The sequence below is a fragment of the Arthrobacter globiformis genome (assembly GCF_003261175.1).
Lineage (GTDB): Bacteria > Actinomycetota > Actinomycetes > Actinomycetales > Micrococcaceae > Arthrobacter > Arthrobacter globiformis_A.
The window spans coordinates 95,972-112,993 of sequence record NZ_QLNP01000062.1 but is presented as its reverse complement, the minus strand read 5'-3'; the positions used below and the strand labels follow the sequence as shown (position 1 = coordinate 112,993).

General features: G+C 61.0%; 15 protein-coding genes and 1 pseudogene. 13 read left to right on the top strand and 3 right to left on the bottom strand.

Annotated features, from left to right (window positions below):
- Positions 1 to 421 precede the first annotated feature (421 nt).
- The 8 genes and pseudogenes from DBZ45_RS22615 (at position 422) to DBZ45_RS04755 (ending at position 8,074) form a co-directional block, all read left to right on the top strand.
- Complete coding sequence (locus DBZ45_RS22615; RefSeq protein WP_190243011.1) at positions 422 to 1,159, top strand: hypothetical protein; 738 nt, start codon at positions 422 to 424, stop codon at positions 1,157 to 1,159.
- Positions 1,156 to 1,341: pseudogene (locus DBZ45_RS23615) on the top strand (helix-turn-helix domain-containing protein); the annotation flags it as partial. The gene DBZ45_RS22615 and the pseudogene DBZ45_RS23615, both read left to right, overlap by 4 nt.
- A 3-nt stretch (positions 1,342 to 1,344) precedes the next feature.
- The gene (locus DBZ45_RS04780) at positions 1,345 to 2,256 is read left to right on the top strand and encodes an ImmA/IrrE family metallo-endopeptidase (protein ID WP_262982846.1); all 912 of its coding nucleotides are present in this window, start codon (positions 1,345 to 1,347) and stop codon (positions 2,254 to 2,256) included.
- Between the two features lie 533 nt (positions 2,257 to 2,789).
- Complete coding sequence (locus DBZ45_RS04775; protein ID WP_111902797.1) at positions 2,790 to 3,482, top strand: 8-oxoguanine DNA glycosylase OGG fold protein; 693 nt, start codon at positions 2,790 to 2,792, stop codon at positions 3,480 to 3,482.
- 365 nt (positions 3,483 to 3,847) lie between these two features.
- Positions 3,848 to 4,930: a hypothetical protein gene (locus DBZ45_RS23150; protein ID WP_223256925.1), complete on the top strand. Its 1,083-nt coding sequence runs from the start codon at positions 3,848 to 3,850 to the stop codon at positions 4,928 to 4,930.
- Between the two features lie 623 nt (positions 4,931 to 5,553).
- Positions 5,554 to 6,342 carry a hypothetical protein gene (locus tag DBZ45_RS22610; RefSeq protein ID WP_146617455.1) on the top strand — a complete coding sequence of 263 codons (789 nt, stop codon included), beginning with the start codon at positions 5,554 to 5,556 and terminating at the stop codon, positions 6,340 to 6,342.
- A 444-nt stretch (positions 6,343 to 6,786) separates the two neighbouring features.
- The gene (locus DBZ45_RS04760; protein WP_146617454.1) at positions 6,787 to 7,548 is read left to right on the top strand and encodes a hypothetical protein; all 762 of its coding nucleotides are present in this window, start codon (positions 6,787 to 6,789) and stop codon (positions 7,546 to 7,548) included.
- An 88-nt stretch (positions 7,549 to 7,636) separates the two neighbouring features.
- Positions 7,637 to 8,074: a Panacea domain-containing protein gene (locus DBZ45_RS04755; protein ID WP_111902794.1), complete on the top strand. Its 438-nt coding sequence runs from the start codon at positions 7,637 to 7,639 to the stop codon at positions 8,072 to 8,074.
- A gap of 296 nt (positions 8,075 to 8,370) precedes the next feature.
- On the opposite strand, the gene DBZ45_RS04750 is transcribed toward DBZ45_RS04755, so the two are convergent.
- Both DBZ45_RS04750 and DBZ45_RS04745 read right to left on the bottom strand, forming a co-directional pair.
- Positions 8,371 to 8,934 (bottom strand): helicase associated domain-containing protein, encoded by a 564-nt coding sequence (locus DBZ45_RS04750; protein ID WP_223256948.1) that lies wholly within the window; start codon positions 8,932 to 8,934, stop codon positions 8,371 to 8,373.
- Between the two features lie 299 nt (positions 8,935 to 9,233).
- Complete coding sequence (locus DBZ45_RS04745; protein WP_111902792.1) at positions 9,234 to 10,094, bottom strand: ribokinase; 861 nt, start codon at positions 10,092 to 10,094, stop codon at positions 9,234 to 9,236.
- Between the two features lie 142 nt (positions 10,095 to 10,236).
- Between DBZ45_RS04745 and DBZ45_RS04740 the strand changes: the two genes are divergently transcribed.
- The 4 genes from DBZ45_RS04740 to DBZ45_RS22605 all read left to right on the top strand — a co-directional run bounded on the left by DBZ45_RS04740 (position 10,237) and on the right by DBZ45_RS22605 (position 14,568).
- A complete protein-coding gene (locus DBZ45_RS04740) occupies positions 10,237 to 11,667 on the top strand; it encodes an MFS transporter (RefSeq protein ID WP_111902990.1) in 1,431 nt (476 codons plus the stop codon).
- Between the two features lie 32 nt (positions 11,668 to 11,699).
- The gene (locus tag DBZ45_RS04735) at positions 11,700 to 12,698 is read left to right on the top strand and encodes a nucleoside hydrolase (protein ID WP_111902791.1); all 999 of its coding nucleotides are present in this window, start codon (positions 11,700 to 11,702) and stop codon (positions 12,696 to 12,698) included.
- A gap of 516 nt (positions 12,699 to 13,214) precedes the next feature.
- Positions 13,215 to 13,904, top strand: coding sequence for a DUF2510 domain-containing protein (locus DBZ45_RS22885; protein ID WP_190243010.1), 690 nt, complete (start codon positions 13,215 to 13,217; stop codon positions 13,902 to 13,904).
- Positions 13,905 to 14,106: 202 nt separating this feature from the next.
- Positions 14,107 to 14,568: a hypothetical protein gene (locus tag DBZ45_RS22605; protein WP_146617453.1), complete on the top strand. Its 462-nt coding sequence runs from the start codon at positions 14,107 to 14,109 to the stop codon at positions 14,566 to 14,568.
- 232 nt (positions 14,569 to 14,800) lie between these two features.
- On the opposite strand, the gene DBZ45_RS04720 is transcribed toward DBZ45_RS22605, so the two are convergent.
- A complete protein-coding gene (locus DBZ45_RS04720; RefSeq protein WP_190243009.1) occupies positions 14,801 to 15,130 on the bottom strand; it encodes a hypothetical protein in 330 nt (109 codons plus the stop codon).
- A gap of 665 nt (positions 15,131 to 15,795) precedes the next feature.
- Here DBZ45_RS04720 and DBZ45_RS04715 point away from each other — a divergent pair.
- Complete coding sequence (locus tag DBZ45_RS04715; protein ID WP_223256924.1) at positions 15,796 to 16,764, top strand: Ltp family lipoprotein; 969 nt, start codon at positions 15,796 to 15,798, stop codon at positions 16,762 to 16,764.
- Positions 16,765 to 17,022 lie beyond the last annotated feature (258 nt).

Genomic DNA, 17,022 nt, shown 5'->3' with positions numbered 1-17,022 from the left:
GCCTCCCCACCGCTACAGAGCGAACCCCCGGAATCGGCGAGATTCCGGGGGTTTTTCTGTCTCGACGGCCAGAGCCTGAATTGCTCCCATCCTTCGGATTCCTCTGAAGACCCCCAGGTTCCTCCGCAGGTGGATGTTTTGTGGATGTTTCTGAGACAATCGCGGCCGTTCCCCGACTGGGGCGTAGGGGCGCTGACGGGCGATACGCCAGCGTTCCGAGGTATGCGTGGGTGTGGAGGCCACCTCGGCCTGACCGAGGGCTTCTGTGAAGAGGGAGGTGGGACAAGCTAACTCGGGTGGCTGTAGCTTCGCGATCTTCCCACCCGCCTTCTATGAAACGCGTAAAGATCAACCGGCCGGCCGCGCCAAACAAACATCTCAAGCAGGGCTCTGGGCCTCAGCGAATTGGACAAGCACGGCCATGTCTGGTTTTGTTACCTCATACGAGGTTCGAAAAACGGACATCAAGAACGAGCGGAGCCCCATGGAACTCTACGCTGCAAGGCAGCCGGAAACTGTAGAAGACAGGTTGCTGCGCACGTTTGACTTGAGTGAATCGGACATCCGAGACCGAGTAGTGTTGCGAGCTCATCATGCCGCACAGGAATTCGACCGCGGGCTTTATCCCCCTGGGTCGCCGGGTTCGGTGCGCTACTTTGAATTGGTCAATACCTTGTCACAAGTGCTCAGACCACGCGGATGGCGCCGCGACGACAAACAGAACATCTGCCGTCTCGTAAACGATGATCGTCGGATTGTGTTGGTCGTCACGAGTGGCGACGAGGCCACGGGCATTCCTTATCTCACCTTCAAGAAGTATCCCCGCTCGAAGTACCCGAAGGGCGTGGCGATGCGGTCAGCTGTCGACAACAACCAGAGCGCGTTTGACTTCGCGGAGTACGGCCTTGGGACTCCTCAGGAATCAAACGATGCTTACTCCGGATATTCGCTCTGGACATTGATGGTGTTTGTAAACTCCCACGAGATTCGCAGCGAGATTTCTAAGCCCATTGGATTCGACGGTCATGGTCGAATTGCGGGTTGGGACGAACGCATTATTCTCCACCCCGTTCCCAATGACGGCGCAGCGATCGACATCGACTTGATCGAACCTGACACGCCTGATGCAGAAATCGATATTCCCGTGAGCCGGTTGTGAGCACCAGCACTCTACGATGGAACCCGTCGCGTCTTGCATTGGCGCGTGAGCGCAGAGGACTGACCCGCTCAGGGCTCGCTCAGCAACTCGACGTCAACGCCAGGACTGTTACCCGTTGGGAAACCGATGAGCGCGGGCCCCAACCTGAGACGCTGGATCAGTTGGCAAAGGAGCTTAATTTCCCTGTGGCCTTTTTCACGGGGCCGGACGTTGAAGAGATTCCTACGGCAGCGGTGAGTTTTAGAGCCATGTCCAAGACATCGGCCGCGCTTAGAAATTCGGCAATCTCAGCTGGCAGGATAGCAGTGGTGATGTCTACCTGGATGGGCGAGCGATTCGCACTGCCGACACCAGAACTGCCCACGCTTTCCGGCTACGATCCGGAGACAGCTGCACGAGTGGTCAGGGAGAAGTGGGGCCTTGGTACAGCGCCTATCCCAAATCTCCTGGACGTTTTGGAAGCACACGGCGTCCGAGTCTTCAGCTTAGCCATGGACGTGGTGGAGATCGATGCGTTCAGCTTCTTCCGGCACAAGACACCGTTCATCCTCATGAATACCTCGAAGTCCGGTGAACGGCAACGGTTTGACGCCGCCCACGAACTTGGACACTTGGTTCTCCACGCTGAGGAGAATCCGCCGTCAGGGCGGGAAGCGGAAGCGCAAGCCCATCGATTCGCGGCGGCCTTTCTGATGCCGAGGGAGGATGTCATGTCGTTACCACTGTGGAATGTCGGAGCTCAAACCGTCATCACGGCGAAGAAGCGCTGGCGCGTGGCTGCGATGGCCTTGGCTCACCGTCTCAGAGAACTGGAGATGGTGACGGAATGGGGTTACCGGGACCTGTGCATACAGCTCTCGCGGTCCGGGTACAGAAGGGGCGAGCCTCAGAACGCCACCGTTCCCGAAACTTCTCAGGTCCTCCGGAAGATACTTTCGGCACTGAGAGCCGATGGCATTTCTCCCGCCGACGTTGCTAATGAGGTCCACTTGGAAGTAAAGGAACTCAACGCGCACATGTTTGGGCTGGTTCCCCTGGTCGTTGAAGGCGAAGGCGGTGGCCAGAAATCTAGGGCTACGCTGCGACTCGTGAACTAGCCGCCCAAGGACGAAAATTAGTGCTCGTCCGTGTTGATTGCCATGGTTTAACGAACTCTTTGAGGACGACTTCTTCGGCGCAGTTGCCGGGTAAGACGCGCCGTTGATTGGCCCGGAATTACTGCGGACTTTTGGTACGCCTCCGGTAAGAGCAGGCCTCCGCTCCACGTCTAGGGTGTGGCTGGACTTCGGCGTTCGACTTAAAATCGAAAGTTCACCGGCTCGACGCCGGTCGGAGCCACCAGCTAGAACCCCGTTGTTCCCAGTAATTACAAGGGAGGGGCGGGGTTCTTTGGTTTCTTCACGTATGTCAAAGGTCAGCGTGAACCCTGCGAAATCAGGTTCGTTCTGGTGCGCTTCACTGGTATCACCTTGGTGGGTGCAGCCTCATGCCAAATGCCAAGGCCCGGTCCCTTCAAACCCGTGGTTGCTTGCTTCGGACTGCATCAGGTAGTCGTGGGGCCAGGAGGACATGCTAAGACAGGTCCGTGGCGCTGACGTGGAGTCAGGCCTAGACGACAGAGGATGGCATTATGACGACAGGTATACCTTCGGCGCTTATCGCCCTCCTCGAAGATGAGCCGACTCCGCAAGAGTCCTTTCCCTGGATACGGCAACCATGGCTTGAGCAGATGCACGACAGGCCCGAGGTGCTCGCAATCTTGGGACAACTTCCAGACAGGGTTGACCGTCAGACGATCCGGGAAGCGGCGATGTCCGAACTTACCTCTGGACGGGTGTTGTCCGCATTCGTTCCGGCCATGGTGTGGGGCTGGGGTACGACATCGGGCCGGGGCGCGCTTCGAACGCGTTGGATTCTTACCGAGACTGTTGACCGGAGCGTCCCTCCAGCATCGCTCCCTGTCCTTCCATCCGTGAGTGATCGGCTCGAGGATGCGGTCCAGTCGGCGCGCCAAGCCGGAGCTGAAGAGGCCTACCGGCTCCTGAACAACGAAGGGGCTATCAAGCACTTCGGACGTTCATACTTCACAAAGTGGTTGTACTTCGTATCCGCACAGGAAAGTCCAGACGACCCGAAAGCCGCCCCAATACTCGACGACAAAATTGCCGGATGGCTCGCGAACGAGGCGAGCGTTCTGTTAGATAAGAAAACTGCTTCATACGCAAAGTACCTGGACCTGCTGGCTTGCTGGGGTCAGCCGTATGGACGAAGTCGAGTACAAGTTGAGAAGGCCATCTTTAAGCTTGCGACCGGCCGGGGTTGAAGGCTAGAGAACGGCCTCGCCCGCGTTCACCCTTTGGCCAAATATGAATGGGGCGTTCCCCCTCGTCGTCCGGGTTGCTAGTACATTTGTTTCAGACCTTTTTGAGTTGTCCAGTGTCCGACGTTCAACAGTAGGAGACTTCGATTTTTGGGGGGAAGATGCCGATCCTGACAGACACCGAGCTCGTGCTTGGCTTGTCTCGGCACCTAGCGGCTTACCAGATGGGACCGGAACGGGCTGCCCTCGAGCAGTTGGAGTTCGCCGGCTGGGTTTTTGATGTTTCCTTTAGGCTGCGAGGCAGCACTACGAGTAGCCCTGCGCGTGTCCGAGCTATTGGCTTGGATGTCGGGCTCGGGAAGCGCTCGTTGGCCGACGTTGTGAAGACCCTTGAAGCGCTCGGCTGGGTCGATGTTCACCGGGATGCCAAGGGAGAAGCAACTGCCGTCGTGGAGACGATTCCCGCGCCTAATGACTTGGTCGCCGCTTCTGAAAGGGTGCTCAACGTGCTGATGGCAGGGCCAATGGAACGTGCTGCCCTAGCAGTCTTGCGAGCAACCACGATCCAGCCCCTCGTGATGACAGATGTTTTGGATGCGGCCTACGCAGCGGAGGGTGTTAGTTCATTGCCCGAGACCGCTGAAGATGCAGTTCGGCATCTGATGCACACCGGCTTGGTTCGGGAAGTGTTGGCCGACGACGGTCGAACGGTCCTATACAACCCGAACGTTTGGACGCAGGGTGACGCAGTTATCCGGTCGGCACTAAAGGCTGCCGATGCCCATGGCACCAAAGAAGTTGGCGCGCTACTGGAGGAGTTGGCGACTAATCCTGGCATGCCTGAGAGCCAAGTGACCTCGACTGAGAAAAAATGGATCAACTTTGCCGTATCGCAGGGTCTGGTCCAGCGATCAGTGATTCAGACATCGGAAGGGCAGGAGCGAGGGTTCCTATTTACGCCACACCTAGGCCGCGATCCGTTTGGAGGAACTGCTGGGGACGCCTCTGGCCAGGTACGACAACTCGTTGGATCCATGATTTATGCAGCTACCTTCGCGGCATACCGGCTCCGAGACCCCGCTGTGTTCTTGCGCGCACTCATTAATCGCGGGATCGCAGGGAACGCCTCATCGATTGGTACCGATTATCCGATGCTTGAGAAGGCAGGGATTGTTCGAGTCGTAGATGGACATTCATCGAATCGGTACCAACTGGAACTGCTGCAGACTGACGTCGCAGAAGACGCCTTGAAGGTGCTCACTGCCCGCGAGGCCTCGGGATCGGGTGGACACAATGCCGCCTCCCTCGAGGGACAGCGCTCCTATGTGCACGTAGATCGCGAGCGCGCCAAGATTGCCCTTACGACCGACCGTGATCAGGCGGAGGAAGCACGTCTCATTGCTGCGCTTCGTGAAGTCCCGGCTCGGCGCAGCATGGGACAAGTACAGTGACGCCGGAAAAAAGTGAAGCTCAAGCTGGTAAATCCTCGTCGTCCACAGCGGGTGGAGCGAAGCCAAAAACACGCCGACGTGCTGATCCCAAGCCGGGAACAGGGCCGGAGGATACAGAAGGCGGCGTCTTTGAACGACGGGTTGCACGGCTGGAGTTCGCAGAAGGTGCCTTCGTTCGCCTTCGTGTCCCCGTTTCCGCAGACGGGGCGGAACAGGGGCGGGATGTGCTTACGGACATCGACATCCTTTCGATCGACGTCGATTCGCGCTTGCGTTCAACTAGGTCGAGTCTTGAGTGCAAGAGCGGCAGGGGGCAAAGCGGGGAGCCCTACACACTCGTTTGGTTAGCAGGTTTCCGCCAACTTCTGGCCCTCGACCGAGTTACTTTGGTTCGACAGACCGTGAGTTCGCGGGGTCGCGCTGTGGCCCGAAAACTTGGTATCGCTGTTCTCGACGAGGCTTCACTTTCCACTCGCGAACGGGCCCATGCCTGGTTACCTGAACGATTTGCACATCTGGACGGCGCCGCCTGCTTGGCCGCAGAGGCAAGGACGGACACGCAACTCAAAGGGCTTCCTGACTTGCCAGTAGCGGTGACAAAGTTCCTTAGAGGTGGGGGACTCATGGCCGATTCCCCGGCTCTTTTGTCTGCTGTCGAAGCCTTTGGCAAAGCTGCTGAGCGCCAGGGAGGCATTCCGGAACCGGCGGCTACCGTGCTATCTTCGCATGCCTTGATTGCAGTTATCCTCGCGGCCGTACAGGATGCCGGGCGCTTAGATGAAATCCCTTCCGCCACGCTACTCGAGCGGCTTGGACGTGCCTTAACCGTAGGAAACGCTGACGACCTATATCTTCTACCGCTACTAGAACGCGCGGACGCGCTGGTCGGCCACATCCAAGAACGAACCCACCGTAGGTACATCGAGGCAGGCGCAGAACCATTGCGGGCCCCATATCCTTCGCTGCGGCAAATAATTTCCGAGCCTCCGGCTTACCTCAACGACTATGTGGACTTCGTGGAGCGTCTTCGCGCCAACCCTGTCGTGGCACGGGAACTTCTTCAGACCGCTGAGCTTGTTTGCTTTGACGCGGCGCTGGGCGGTGACGCGTGGAAGGCCCCTGCTTTCGCACATCTCTTTTCTACCGAGCACCACGGGCTGATGTCCGTGGCGCTTCGCTGCCTTGGCACCATTGCGGGCCGGCATGTATCGGGCCACCTCGACCACATTGGTTCGTACCGAAGCCTTCGTACGAACGAACCGGTCATCGACAGAAGAATTGCACCGCCGTCGTCCGCTTCGAGACCCAAGGCCGCGGCGACAAATGACGTCACCGCCAACCCGAGCAAGGGATTGCACCCAGAGCAGACATCTTTGCTTGATCTGGAGGATACGGAACCTGACCTTCCCTGATCTAGGACTTGAAAATTTATTGGGGTCGGGGCGAGTGGCGGTGAGCCGGCGGCTGAAGGGAAGCGATCAGACCTTGCATGATCGTAAATTAGGACAATTGGAAGGCTTGGCATGACGGAGCAGTGGGCGCCTCTCGGGCTTGCCGAAGTTCACCCATGCTCTCTGAGCGGCCCAAACCTATGGCCATTGATGCGTAACGATAAGGAATAATCCCAGTCCACAGGGGCTGCGAGGCGCTTGGCGCCAGTACGAGCGGCCGAGGCGGCATGTCCACCGTATGATAGGAGCGCACAAGACGTTTGGGGGAGTCATTTGAGTTTGGCGGGAAAGAGGGCCAAGTGGACCTTCTGGGGTAGCGGTACTTCGGTCCTTATTACTACCGCGATCATGGCCACAGCGGGAGGTTTCAGCGTTTGGAACGCCTTGGAGAGGCTAGGAGACCCCGTGTACAAGGACGTACGGTTCTACGTCCCGCTGGTTTGTACAGTCAGTGCTGCCATTCTCTCTGGGTTTGACAAGCACTTCGCTGGCAAGAAGTCCAAGCGAGACGGCAAAGCGGTGTCGGAGGATGCGCTAGAACTGCTGACAGACTTGGAGACGGCAATGGGGCGTCTTACAGACAGTGATAAGTTTCAAGCTTATTTCACGGATGTGGTTCAAAAGTGCGGGCCCAAGTTGTTCCGTGAACGGAAAGTAAGAATTGGGTTCTTCGTCTTGGAGGGTGGGGAGGCTGAGGACGGTGCCTTGGTGTATCTCAAGAAGCGCGCCGCTCTTGACCTCAACAATGGCATGCCTTTGAGCTATTACGCGGGCGACAAGGATGCTGATAACCGGGATCATGCGAAAGAGATGATTGACAGGACTCGTTTGAGCAAGGATCTGTGTGTTCCCAACATATATAAGGATTCCGATGGCTGGAAACGGTTGGTAAACGTGAAGAAGACCGCTTATAACTGTTTCGTTTCAGCCCCGGTTCTCGACTCAAAGAAGCTGACTCCGCTGGGTCTCCTGACCGTAGACGCTCCAAAGGTCGGTGACCTTACCAGTGCCGATCGCGAGTGGGTCCGTGTCTTGGCCGGCATGCTGTCTCACGGCTTAAAAGATGAGACCGCAGACGTTCCTAAGCCCAAGAGCCCACTGACTCCCGTCCAAGCTAAAGTGGTCCGCTCGGCAGATGCAACGGGTTTTGCTGGGAGAACGCCGTGACGGCGCGTCTTGGCCCGAAGGTCAGACCCGGCTTATATGGTAACCAGACACGACGTCCTCAAGTGTTCGACGTAAAGGAGAGACGACTATGACCGTGAGTATTCTCGACGTTGCTTCCTTTATTCTTCGGGAACGTGGGGAAATGTCCACGATGAAGCTGCAGAAGCTTTGTTACTTCAGCCAAGGCTGGGCCTTGGCCTGGGACGACAAACCTTTATTCGAAGAGGATTTCCAGGCATGGGCTAATGGACCGGTGTCTCCGCCGCTTTACGTGAAGCACAGGGGCCGGTGCTCCGTGAGCGAGTTGGCTCATGAGAAACCAAAGGCGTTGAAGCTTGAGCAAAAGCTCATTGTGCGTAGCGTCTTGGATACATACTCGCAAATGTCGGGCTTCCAGCTAAGCGAGCTGTCGCACAAGGGTGCTCCGTGGAGAGCCGTTCGAGAATCATATGGTGCCCGCGAGGGTGAGCGGTGTGTCGGTGTCATTAGCAAAGAAGCGATGAAGGCCTACTTCAGTAGCCTGTAGTCGCTCTAACTGGCTGTAGCTCCTCCTCGCCCGCGTTGGCTTCAAGTCCAGCCTGACACGTAGGGCTATGCCCGCTTGGGTCCGTCATCGCCCGTTACAGGGCCACGCATGGCCTCGGGTACCTCTTGCCTAGCTCCGTGGTGGAACGGGGAGAAGACCGGCGGTAACCCCGAGGGGCCCAAGATGCTTTTATGCTAGTTTGAGGGGTTTCCCCTGTACACAACCGTTCTAATTCTCGACGTCAGCAAACGATCTTTTGATGAGTTACACGTTAGCCGTCGGCGTCGAAGTCCCGATCATTGTCCCTTAGCGTTTTGTGATTGCCGTGCTGCCGCGGAGTGGAGGAGTTCGTCCCGCAGGATCACTTCCGGGTGCTGAAGCAGAACGGCCGTATTACGAGGCGTTTGGACCTCTTCATGGTTAGGATCGATCAGCGACCGTCTGCCACGCTTCCTACCCAACCGCCACCCAGGGGCGCTTGAGTCCAACAGGTCGGCCTTCTCCACGTCGAGCTGCCCATTCCGAAGCTTGCACCGCTGACTGTGCAGCCAAACTCCGAGTTCGTGCTCTTCGCTGGAGACAAACGTTTTGTGGCGCGGCCAGTCGTGGCCGGCCGCCCGGTACCTCACCAGGGACTGAAGCCGCTCTTGCCAGCGATTTTCGTCCGCTTCAACACGAGGCGGTGTCTGCCAAGCCGGCAGTACAGCTAGACCGTCCCGAAATGCTGACGGCAGAAGCCCTGTCCGAGCCTCTTGGCGTCGGCGCTGCAGCCACGCTGCCAACGTGCGCTCCGATACGCTCCGGCTCTGCCGTGACGGGTAGCGCCCTGTCTCCTGCACGAAAGCCACCAGCTGCTGCATGCGTTCAATGCCCTGAACCGTGACCTTGGAGCGCTTCCTCCCGGCTGACTCCTCATGGTCGGCCTCCAGGCCAGGATCAAGCTTGCGGGCAATGCCGAGGTGGTAGCCAATGGTCGCCTGTGGTGCCTTGACTAGTTCCGCTATCTGGCGCCGACTGAGGCCACGACGGTACATTAGTACCCATTCCTGGTTCGGAGCCCTGCTCCGTGTTTTGCTCGTCACGCCACCATCCTGCCACTACCCTTACAGGCCGTGGGACTGACCTCGTTGTCCGTAGGACCTCAACGAATGCCTACTACTCAAAGTGAACTGGTTGCCAGCCCAACATAGTGTGCCAACGGAGTCAGCGCCGGCTGAGAAGAGGGATCTCCCACCGCATCAGCCCCGACAGCATTAGCCACGCCAAGCGCGGTCGCGTGAGCTAGCCCCGCCCGGAGCGCCAGCACCAGCGCCGCACAAAATGCATCGCCGGCACCGATCGTGTTCGCCACCGTCACTGCAGCAGCTGGCGCCTCGGCGGCCTTCCGGCCGTGCTCGAACATCGCCGAGCCATCCTTCCCGTACGTCACCGCCACCAGCTTCGCCTCCGCGAGGGCCGGGATCAGGGCGTACTCGCTCTCGTTGACAATCACGAGGTCGCACCGCTCCAGAAGCTCCGCAGGCAGGTCCATCGCAGGCGCCGCGTTAAGCACGAAGAACCCAGCAGACTTCCGGCCGGCCTCCAGCACGACCGGCAGGCCGACCTCGAGCTGGCACAGCACCGTCTCATCCGGGGCAAACGAAACGCCCTCCAGAGAAAACCCCGAGTTGGCCCCTGGGCACACCACGATCTGGTTCTCGCCGTCCCGGTCCACCACGATCAGCGCGGTGCCGGTCGCGTCGTCGTCGAGCACTGCCACATCCGTTGTGTCCACGCCAGCTGCGGAAAGAGACTCCAGCATCAGGCGCCCCTGGGCGTCGTCACCAACCGCGCCGACCATCCGGGCGCTTCCCCCAAGACGCGCAGCGGCCACGGCCTGGTTGGCTCCCTTGCCGCCGGGCTGCTGCTGCAGGACGCCACCGCCGATGGTCTCGCCGGCGGTGGGGAGCCGGTCCGTAGTGGCGATGATGTCCAGGTTGATGCTGCCGACGACGGTGACGGCAGGAAGCTGAGTGCTCATGAGGAAGTCCTATCAGGTCGAGCCAAGCGCGGCTGAATTAGGAAATAGTGTACGGCATGGTTGTACTTGTTCGTCATACATGGTTGTATAACAACCGATTTCCCATCGGCAGGATCCCCTGCAGAGAACAATGGAGTTTGATGTGAACACCCCAGCCAGCGCCACCACCTCGCCGCCCACCGCCGTCGAAAGCGAAACTGATGTGAACAGACTTGCCGGCCGTCCCGCCGCCCTGCTCATCTCCACGCTGCTGCTCGGCGTACTGTCCTTCCAGCTCAACGCCAGCATGGTCACCCCGGCGCTGCCGCAGATCGCCGCCAGCTTCGGCCAGGCCCCCGAGGCGGCCGCCCCCGTGCAGTCCATGTTCTTCCTCGCCGGCGCCATCGCCGGGCCCGTGATCGGACGGTGGAGCGACTTCATCGGCCGCCGCACCGCGCTCCTGCTGGTGCTGGCCATCATGGGCGCCGGCACTATCCTTTGCATCGCCGCGCCCACCCTGCCGCTGCTCATAGCCGGCCGCTTCCTGCAGGGCGTGTCCAGCGCCGTCTTCGCGCTGTCCTACATCGTGCTCAGCGAGAACCTGCAGCCGCGCGTCTTCGGCACCTCCGTGGGCATCATCGCCGCTATCAACGGCGGCATCGGGGGAGTGGACGGCTACGTGGGCGGCCTGATGTCCGAGACCATCGGCTTCCGGTCCATCTTCACCGTTGTCCTGGTGCTCACCGCCGTCGCCGCCGGCTGCATCCTCAAGACCGTCCCGAAGGGCCGGCCGCAGCACGTCCGCGGCGCGATGGACTGGTGGGGAGCGGGCTCGCTCTCGGTGTTCCTGGTGTTCATCACCTACTTCGTCTCCGGCGGATCGGCCGCCGGCTGGACCGCGCCCGGCACCCTGGCCCTGCTGGCGGGCACCATCGCGTCCTTCGCCGCCTTCTGGATGATCGAGAATCGGCGCAGCCACCCGCTCATCGCTGTTCACCACCTGCGCTCCCGCCAGGTGTGGCCCGTCATCGCCAGCACCGTTCTGACCCTCGCCGGCATCTTCGCCGTCATGAACTTCACCGTGGTGCTGCTCAGCCAGGACAAGGGCTCCGGCTTCGGACTCAGCCCGTCCCTCTCCGCCCTGCTGTTCCTCACCCCGGCCGCACTCATCGGCGTCTTCGCCGCCCCGCTCGCCGGCTGGCTGGCCGGCCGCCGCGGCTGGATCAAGGTCCTCCGCACTGGCACCGCGATGAGTCTGGCCTGCGCCGTGGCAGCCGCCGCGTTCTCTTCCAACCAGATCGCGGTGATCGTGGCCGTCGCCGCACTCGGCATCTTCTACAACGGCCTCTTCCTCACCGCCATCAACGGGCTCTCCGTCCTGCTCTCGCCCAAGGAGGCACCCGCTTCCCTGCCCAGCATCAACGGTGCCTCCTTCGGCATCGGGGCGAGCCTCGGCGTCGTGATTGTTGCCCCGTTCGCCGCCCAGGCGACCAGTGCCGGGTACGCCACCGCCCTCTGGATCTCGGTGGGCATCACCGCCGCCGCGTTCATCGTCAGCCTCTTCGTCCCCGCCCCCAAGGGCGAAACCCACTAGACCTTCCGCACCAACTGAAAGAAGAACCACCCATGACCAGCTTCCCGTTCTACCTCGACTGTGACACCGGCATCGACGACGCCCTCGCCCTGGCCTACCTGCTCGCCTCCCCGCAGGCGGACGTGCGGGGGATCGGCGCCGTCAGCGGCAACGTCAGTGCCGCCGTCGGCGCCCGCAACACCCTGGACCTGCTGGAGCTCGCCGGGCACGCGCACATCCCCGTCGCGCTTGGCGCGCACGACCCTCTGGCCGGTTCCTTCGGCGGGGGAGCGCCGTGGGTGCACGGCGCCAACGGCATCGGCGAGGTTGAGCTTTCGATGGCGGCCGCTGGGCTGGCGCCGGAGACCGCCGCGGAGATGCTGGTGCGGCTGGCGCAGGAGCACCCCGGCACGCTGCGGGTCCTGGCCATCGGCCCGCTGACCAACATCGCCGAGGCGCTGCGGCTGGAGCCTTCCCTGCCGCAGCTGGTCGCGGAGATCACCATCATGGGCGGCGCGGCCCTGGCCCCGGGGAACCTCACGCCCGTGGCGGAGGCGAACATCGCCAACGACCCCGAGGCCGCCGCCCTGGTGCTGTCCGCCGACTGGAACGTGACCCTGGTGCCGCTGGACGTGACCATGACCAACGTGCTGGAGGAGAACCACCGGCAGGAGCTGCTGGCCTCGTCCGGCGCGGTGCCGCGGGCGCTGGGGGAGATGCTGGGCTACTACTTCCGGTTCTACGAAGGCCTGTTCGGCCGTGCCTGCTCGGCTATGCACGATCCCCTCGCCGCGGCCCTCGCGGTGGGGGCGGTTACCCCTGCCGTTGCGCCGGTGGTGCATGTGGATGTCGACACCACGTCCGGGCCCAGCCGGGGGCAGACCGTCTGCGACCTGCGCGGTTTGTATATGGATTATCCGGAGCAACCGGGGGCGCGGTGCCGGGTGGTGCTGGCGCTCGAGGGGGACTTCGCGCCGCATTTGGTGGAGACGCTGCTGGCGTATTCTTCGGCAGCTGCTGCGTCGGAGCCTGTGGGGGCAACTGTCGCCTGACGTTGCCTGATACCCCTGGGTGTATTCATACAGATAATCCAGACTTGGCTCGGTCCAAGCGGTGATAGCTGTGCCGCACGTAGTCAGAACGAATACGCTTCTTCAACCCGCCGCCCGGATGCCGCGTTGCCGGAGGATGGGAACAGGGGCTAGGCTGGGCGTCATCTCAGTCAAGGCCGGCAGGTGCCCGTCGTGGTCCTCTCACGAGGTGGCCAAGCGGAAGATGTCGACCCTCCACTTTCCCGTCCTCGACCTCCTGCCCAACCGCGTGGACGGGGACCCAGGATAGTGGGTGTCGGCGACAAGATATTGCCCCTTGGTCCGGTCCGGGCGGCGGGGATCGGCTCGTGACGGGGTGCTCCAGACCTGGGCTGAACTGGCAGCGGGGCTTCCATGTCCTGGCAGCTCGTATGAGATAAAATCCAGTTGTGTGTTTGGGCCTTCATCCGGTCAAGGCGTCCAGACACAGCCCGGCGTAATTCCACGCCGGGACGCCTTGGATAGAGGACCTGCGCCATGGGCAAGATGAAGGGCAACCGCCTCAACACTGCGGCAAATGTCGGCAGCTTTATCACTGGCCGGCAACAGTTGAATGTCCAGCGGACTCTGGCACAGCAGAACGCTGTCCAAGCCGAACTCGCTGCTATTCAGCTGGCCGAAGTAAGGCGCCAGCAGTACCAGCGGATGCGTGAATGGGCAGACGCAGAGGTTGATGCCGGCCGAATGAGCCAGGTCGAAGCCGATACCCACGTCGAAACGTACATGTTCAACCTCACGACGCCGTCACCTCAAGCCTCGGACAGAATCACTGCCCGGTTCTCGGAGTTTCTGGTTGCCGGTCTGAACGCCGGCGGCCCGCGTGACGGCTGGTACAACCAGGGCGACGGCACCGCACGCTACTGGGATGGCACAGCCTGGACGCACCACACGACCTCGATGAAGGTCGCCCGCGAGCTTGTCCAACGGCTGTCAGCCGAAAACTACAAAGGCGTGCGCCGGGTGGCGACGGCGAATCCGGTCACTCCTCAGCAGGATTCTGTCCATGATGCGGAAGCTCCGGTGGAAAAGTCTGCCGCGCTTCCTCATCAGCCGCCCAGGCCTCCGGCGGGCTGGTACCCAACAGGAACCCCGGGAGTCCTCGGCTACTGGGATGGCCAAGCGTGGACCGGCGAAACCAGGCCTGATCCGAGCAGTTTTCCGGGATAGGCCCGGACAGCCCGGACCACTGAATGGTCATGGCACATGAATAGCTCTGCAGCTCTATTCGAGGGCGTTGGAGAAATCGTCGACGCCCGCTACGCTGCCGCGATGCTAAACGGGTCATCAACAGCGCAGGCGTCTGCATGACAGGCGTGGCAGCTGGGTAACATGATCTGTCGCATTATCTCTAATGAGGGAACGAACCACCTTGAAACGCATTATCCTCGCCGCTATCGTCTGCTTTGCACTGAGTTCATGTGCATCCGCGCCGCCCTCAGTCTCAGAATCCCCGGCGGGAAGTTCGACAGCCTCGAACGAGGCGACACCCACTCCGACATCGACGTCGAGAGATTGGGTCAGCGAGCTTGTCGCCATCGGCTACGTCGGGGGAACGGACGGGGGTCAGTGGCTTGATGACCGAATGCAAAAGGATGCCCAGCCCTTCTGCAATGCCTCTCTGACCACCTACGGGGAAAGTGCCTCCGCGCGTCTTTTCAAGCAGACGGAATTCGAAGCAGAAATCGTTGGCCTCACCAAAGCTGCTGATCCCGAAATGGAGCTCGGGTACTTCCTCAAGGTTCTTGAAAGGTACTGCCCCGCCAGAGTTGACGCATTCGATACTGTACTCAAGCTCCACCCGGAATTTGGCTCACCGAAGGGGCGAGTCTGAGGCTGTCCCCCGCGCCTACGTGGAAGGCTGAAAATGAACTTTCGGTCGTCAGCTCCCCAGCAGGTTGGGGCGGGATGCAATGGCGACCACCGGGTGAGTGACGACGAACAGCACCGCCACTGTCCGCAATCGGACGACCGTTTAGACGTCAGGCCGTCCACCCAGGAATGGATCCTGGTGTAGTCTTCGACGGCCGGCCCTTCACGGACTATGCCCCGCACTGCGAGCACTTCTAGGCAACATCCAGGCGCGGTCGGCGATGAGGCGCTTCGCCAGTTAGAGGGGCCGGTTCGCGTGCCGCACGTACTGCGTAAAGGACCAGCACGGGGTCCGAGGCGCGCAGGTCCAGCAGCTTGGCGCCGCCAGGGCCCACCTGCCTCAGGCCGATTTGGCACTCCTCGGGACCGAGGCCCCCGCCTGATGCTTTGTTGAGGGCGGTGAGCGGAGTAGTGCCGCCGTCGTTCTTGATTTTCAGGGGCGCGGCGGCACTCCCGGCGAAACTATTCGGCTGGGTGGAGATGTTTTCCTGCAGGTGCGCGATGGGCTTGCCGTCGCGGATCATAACGGACTCCCAGAGTCAGACCTCGGTGCGGGGTTCGACGCCCACGCCGGGGGCGACGAATACAGAGGCCGGCTGTCGTTCCACCTGGATGCGCTAGATCTGGAGCTGGTGTCCGGGGCCGCCGAGGACCTCCTCGAAGGGCCGGATGCCTGCTACAACGAAAGCGAGGCGCCCTCGTGAGGAGAGTGCTCGGTCAAAAGCTGGTTCGGCCGGTCACAGCTGCCCCCGAGAAAGACTAGGTCCGCGGCTGCCGCTTTCTTGACAATTCCCGCGATTATTTCTCGGCCAATCTGTGCACACTACCTTTGCGCAATCCTGCGCAGAACCTTGCATTCAGCATGGCTAATTCAACGCAGAAATTGATTCTGTGGCCCAAGAATGAAAGGGAGGTACCCGGCTTGGGGGAAGCCGGCTTTCGATGGGAAGTCCAGATGCCCTCAAGACGAGTTGATTCGCACGACGCCATCGAAGGGAACAGCATGTCCCAGTCTTACCCTGAACAGCCTCCGACACATCGGGCGGCTTCCGCCCCCGGTCAACCCGAGAGGCAGCCGGCCATGGCGCCGGAGTCGCAGGCTCCGTACCCTGGGCAGCCCGCCCAGCCGACGTACCCGGGGCAGGTCCAGAACCAGAACCCGTACCCGCAAATGTCCCAGCAGCCGCCGATGACGGGCGCCGCTTATGGGTACTCACAGTGGGGACAGGCAAAGCATAGTAACAAGTCTTTCCTCGTGACCTGGCTGCTCTCCCTCCTCCTCGGCGTTTTAGGCGTGGACCGGTTCTATCTGGGCAAAGTCGGAACCGGCATCCTCAAACTGATCACCTTCGGTGGTCTGGGCATATGGGCTCTCATTGACCTCATCCTCGTACTGGCGAACAAGACCCGCGACAGGCAGGGTCTCACGTTGGAGGGGTACGACAAGCACAAGAAAGTGGCCTTGATCGTCACGGGCGCTTTCATCCTCATTAGCATTATCTTCAACGCCACCCGCGGCGAGGCTGCCCCAAACTCGGGCACAGCTGTTTCCAGCGTGGATGACTCCGCTGTCGCTTCAGCGGCTGCAACTCCCGTAGAGACCACAACGCAGGATCCCGCCATCGCCAAAGCTGAGGCGGATGCGGCCGCCAAGGAGGCAAAGGCGAAGGCTGACGCTGAAGCAAAGGCTAAAGCTGACGCCGCTGCCAAGGCGAAGGCTGAGGCTGACGCCGCTGCCAAGGAGGCCAAGGCCAAGGCGGCTGCGGAGGCTAAGGCAAAGGCTGCCGCGGAGGCTAAAGCCAAGGCTGACGCTGCTGCCAAGGCTAAGGCGGAAGCTGCAGCTGCTGCAAAAGCTGCTGCTGAAGCTGGGACGATCAGCCAGCAGAACGCCCTGCGGAAAGCTGAGTCTTACCTGGACTTCACTGCCTTCTCGCGAACAGAACTGATCTCGCAACTGGAATACAACAAGTTTTCAGTTGCGGATGCGACCTGGGCCGTTGACCGCGTGACTGTCGACTGGAACGAGCAGTCGGTCAAGAAAGCCAAGAGCTACCTGGAGTTCACGGCCTTCTCGCGCGCGGAACTGATCGACCAGTTGCTCTACAACGGTTTCACCCCGGCGCAGGCCGAGTACGGAGTGAGCAAGACTGGTCTCTAGTGACTATGACGAGCATGTGGCACTGACCGGAGCGTGCAGCTTCAGTGCACAAGGATGGCCCGGCCTTCGCGGCCGGGCATCTTTCCCCCGAAGACTGAATCGGGCCGTCGTCGCCTTCCGTTGCTAGGAGGATTCCTCGTTGTCATGCACCCGCATCGCGGCCCAGGCCTCGTCACTAAAGCCACGACGACATCGTGACCGCCGCCGCCGCCGAAGCCAAGACCAACACACGAGAACCAACTCAGTTCAGCGCCAAGA

Bases quoted from the DNA above. Each gene is read 5' to 3' on its own strand.
- DBZ45_RS04755 (WP_111902794.1), top strand. From the start codon at position 7,637: ATGACCGTGAGTATTCTCGACGTTGCTTCCTTTATTCTTCGGGAACGT.
- DBZ45_RS04715 (WP_223256924.1), top strand. From the start codon at position 15,796: ATGACGGGCGCCGCTTATGGGTACTCACAGTGGGGACAGGCAAAGCAT.
- DBZ45_RS04775 (WP_111902797.1), top strand. From the start codon at position 2,790: ATGACGACAGGTATACCTTCGGCGCTTATCGCCCTCCTCGAAGATGAG.
- DBZ45_RS04745 (WP_111902792.1), bottom strand. From the start codon at position 10,094: ATGAGCACTCAGCTTCCTGCCGTCACCGTCGTCGGCAGCATCAACCTG.
- DBZ45_RS22610 (WP_146617455.1), top strand. From the start codon at position 5,554: ATGGCCGATTCCCCGGCTCTTTTGTCTGCTGTCGAAGCCTTTGGCAAA.
- DBZ45_RS22885 (WP_190243010.1), top strand. From the start codon at position 13,215: ATGGGCAAGATGAAGGGCAACCGCCTCAACACTGCGGCAAATGTCGGC.
- DBZ45_RS22615 (WP_190243011.1), top strand. From the start codon at position 422: ATGTCTGGTTTTGTTACCTCATACGAGGTTCGAAAAACGGACATCAAG.
- DBZ45_RS04750 (WP_223256948.1), bottom strand. From the start codon at position 8,934: ATGCAGCAGCTGGTGGCTTTCGTGCAGGAGACAGGGCGCTACCCGTCA.
- DBZ45_RS04735 (WP_111902791.1), top strand. From the start codon at position 11,700: ATGACCAGCTTCCCGTTCTACCTCGACTGTGACACCGGCATCGACGAC.
- DBZ45_RS04720 (WP_190243009.1), bottom strand. From the start codon at position 15,130: ATGATCCGCGACGGCAAGCCCATCGCGCACCTGCAGGAAAACATCTCC.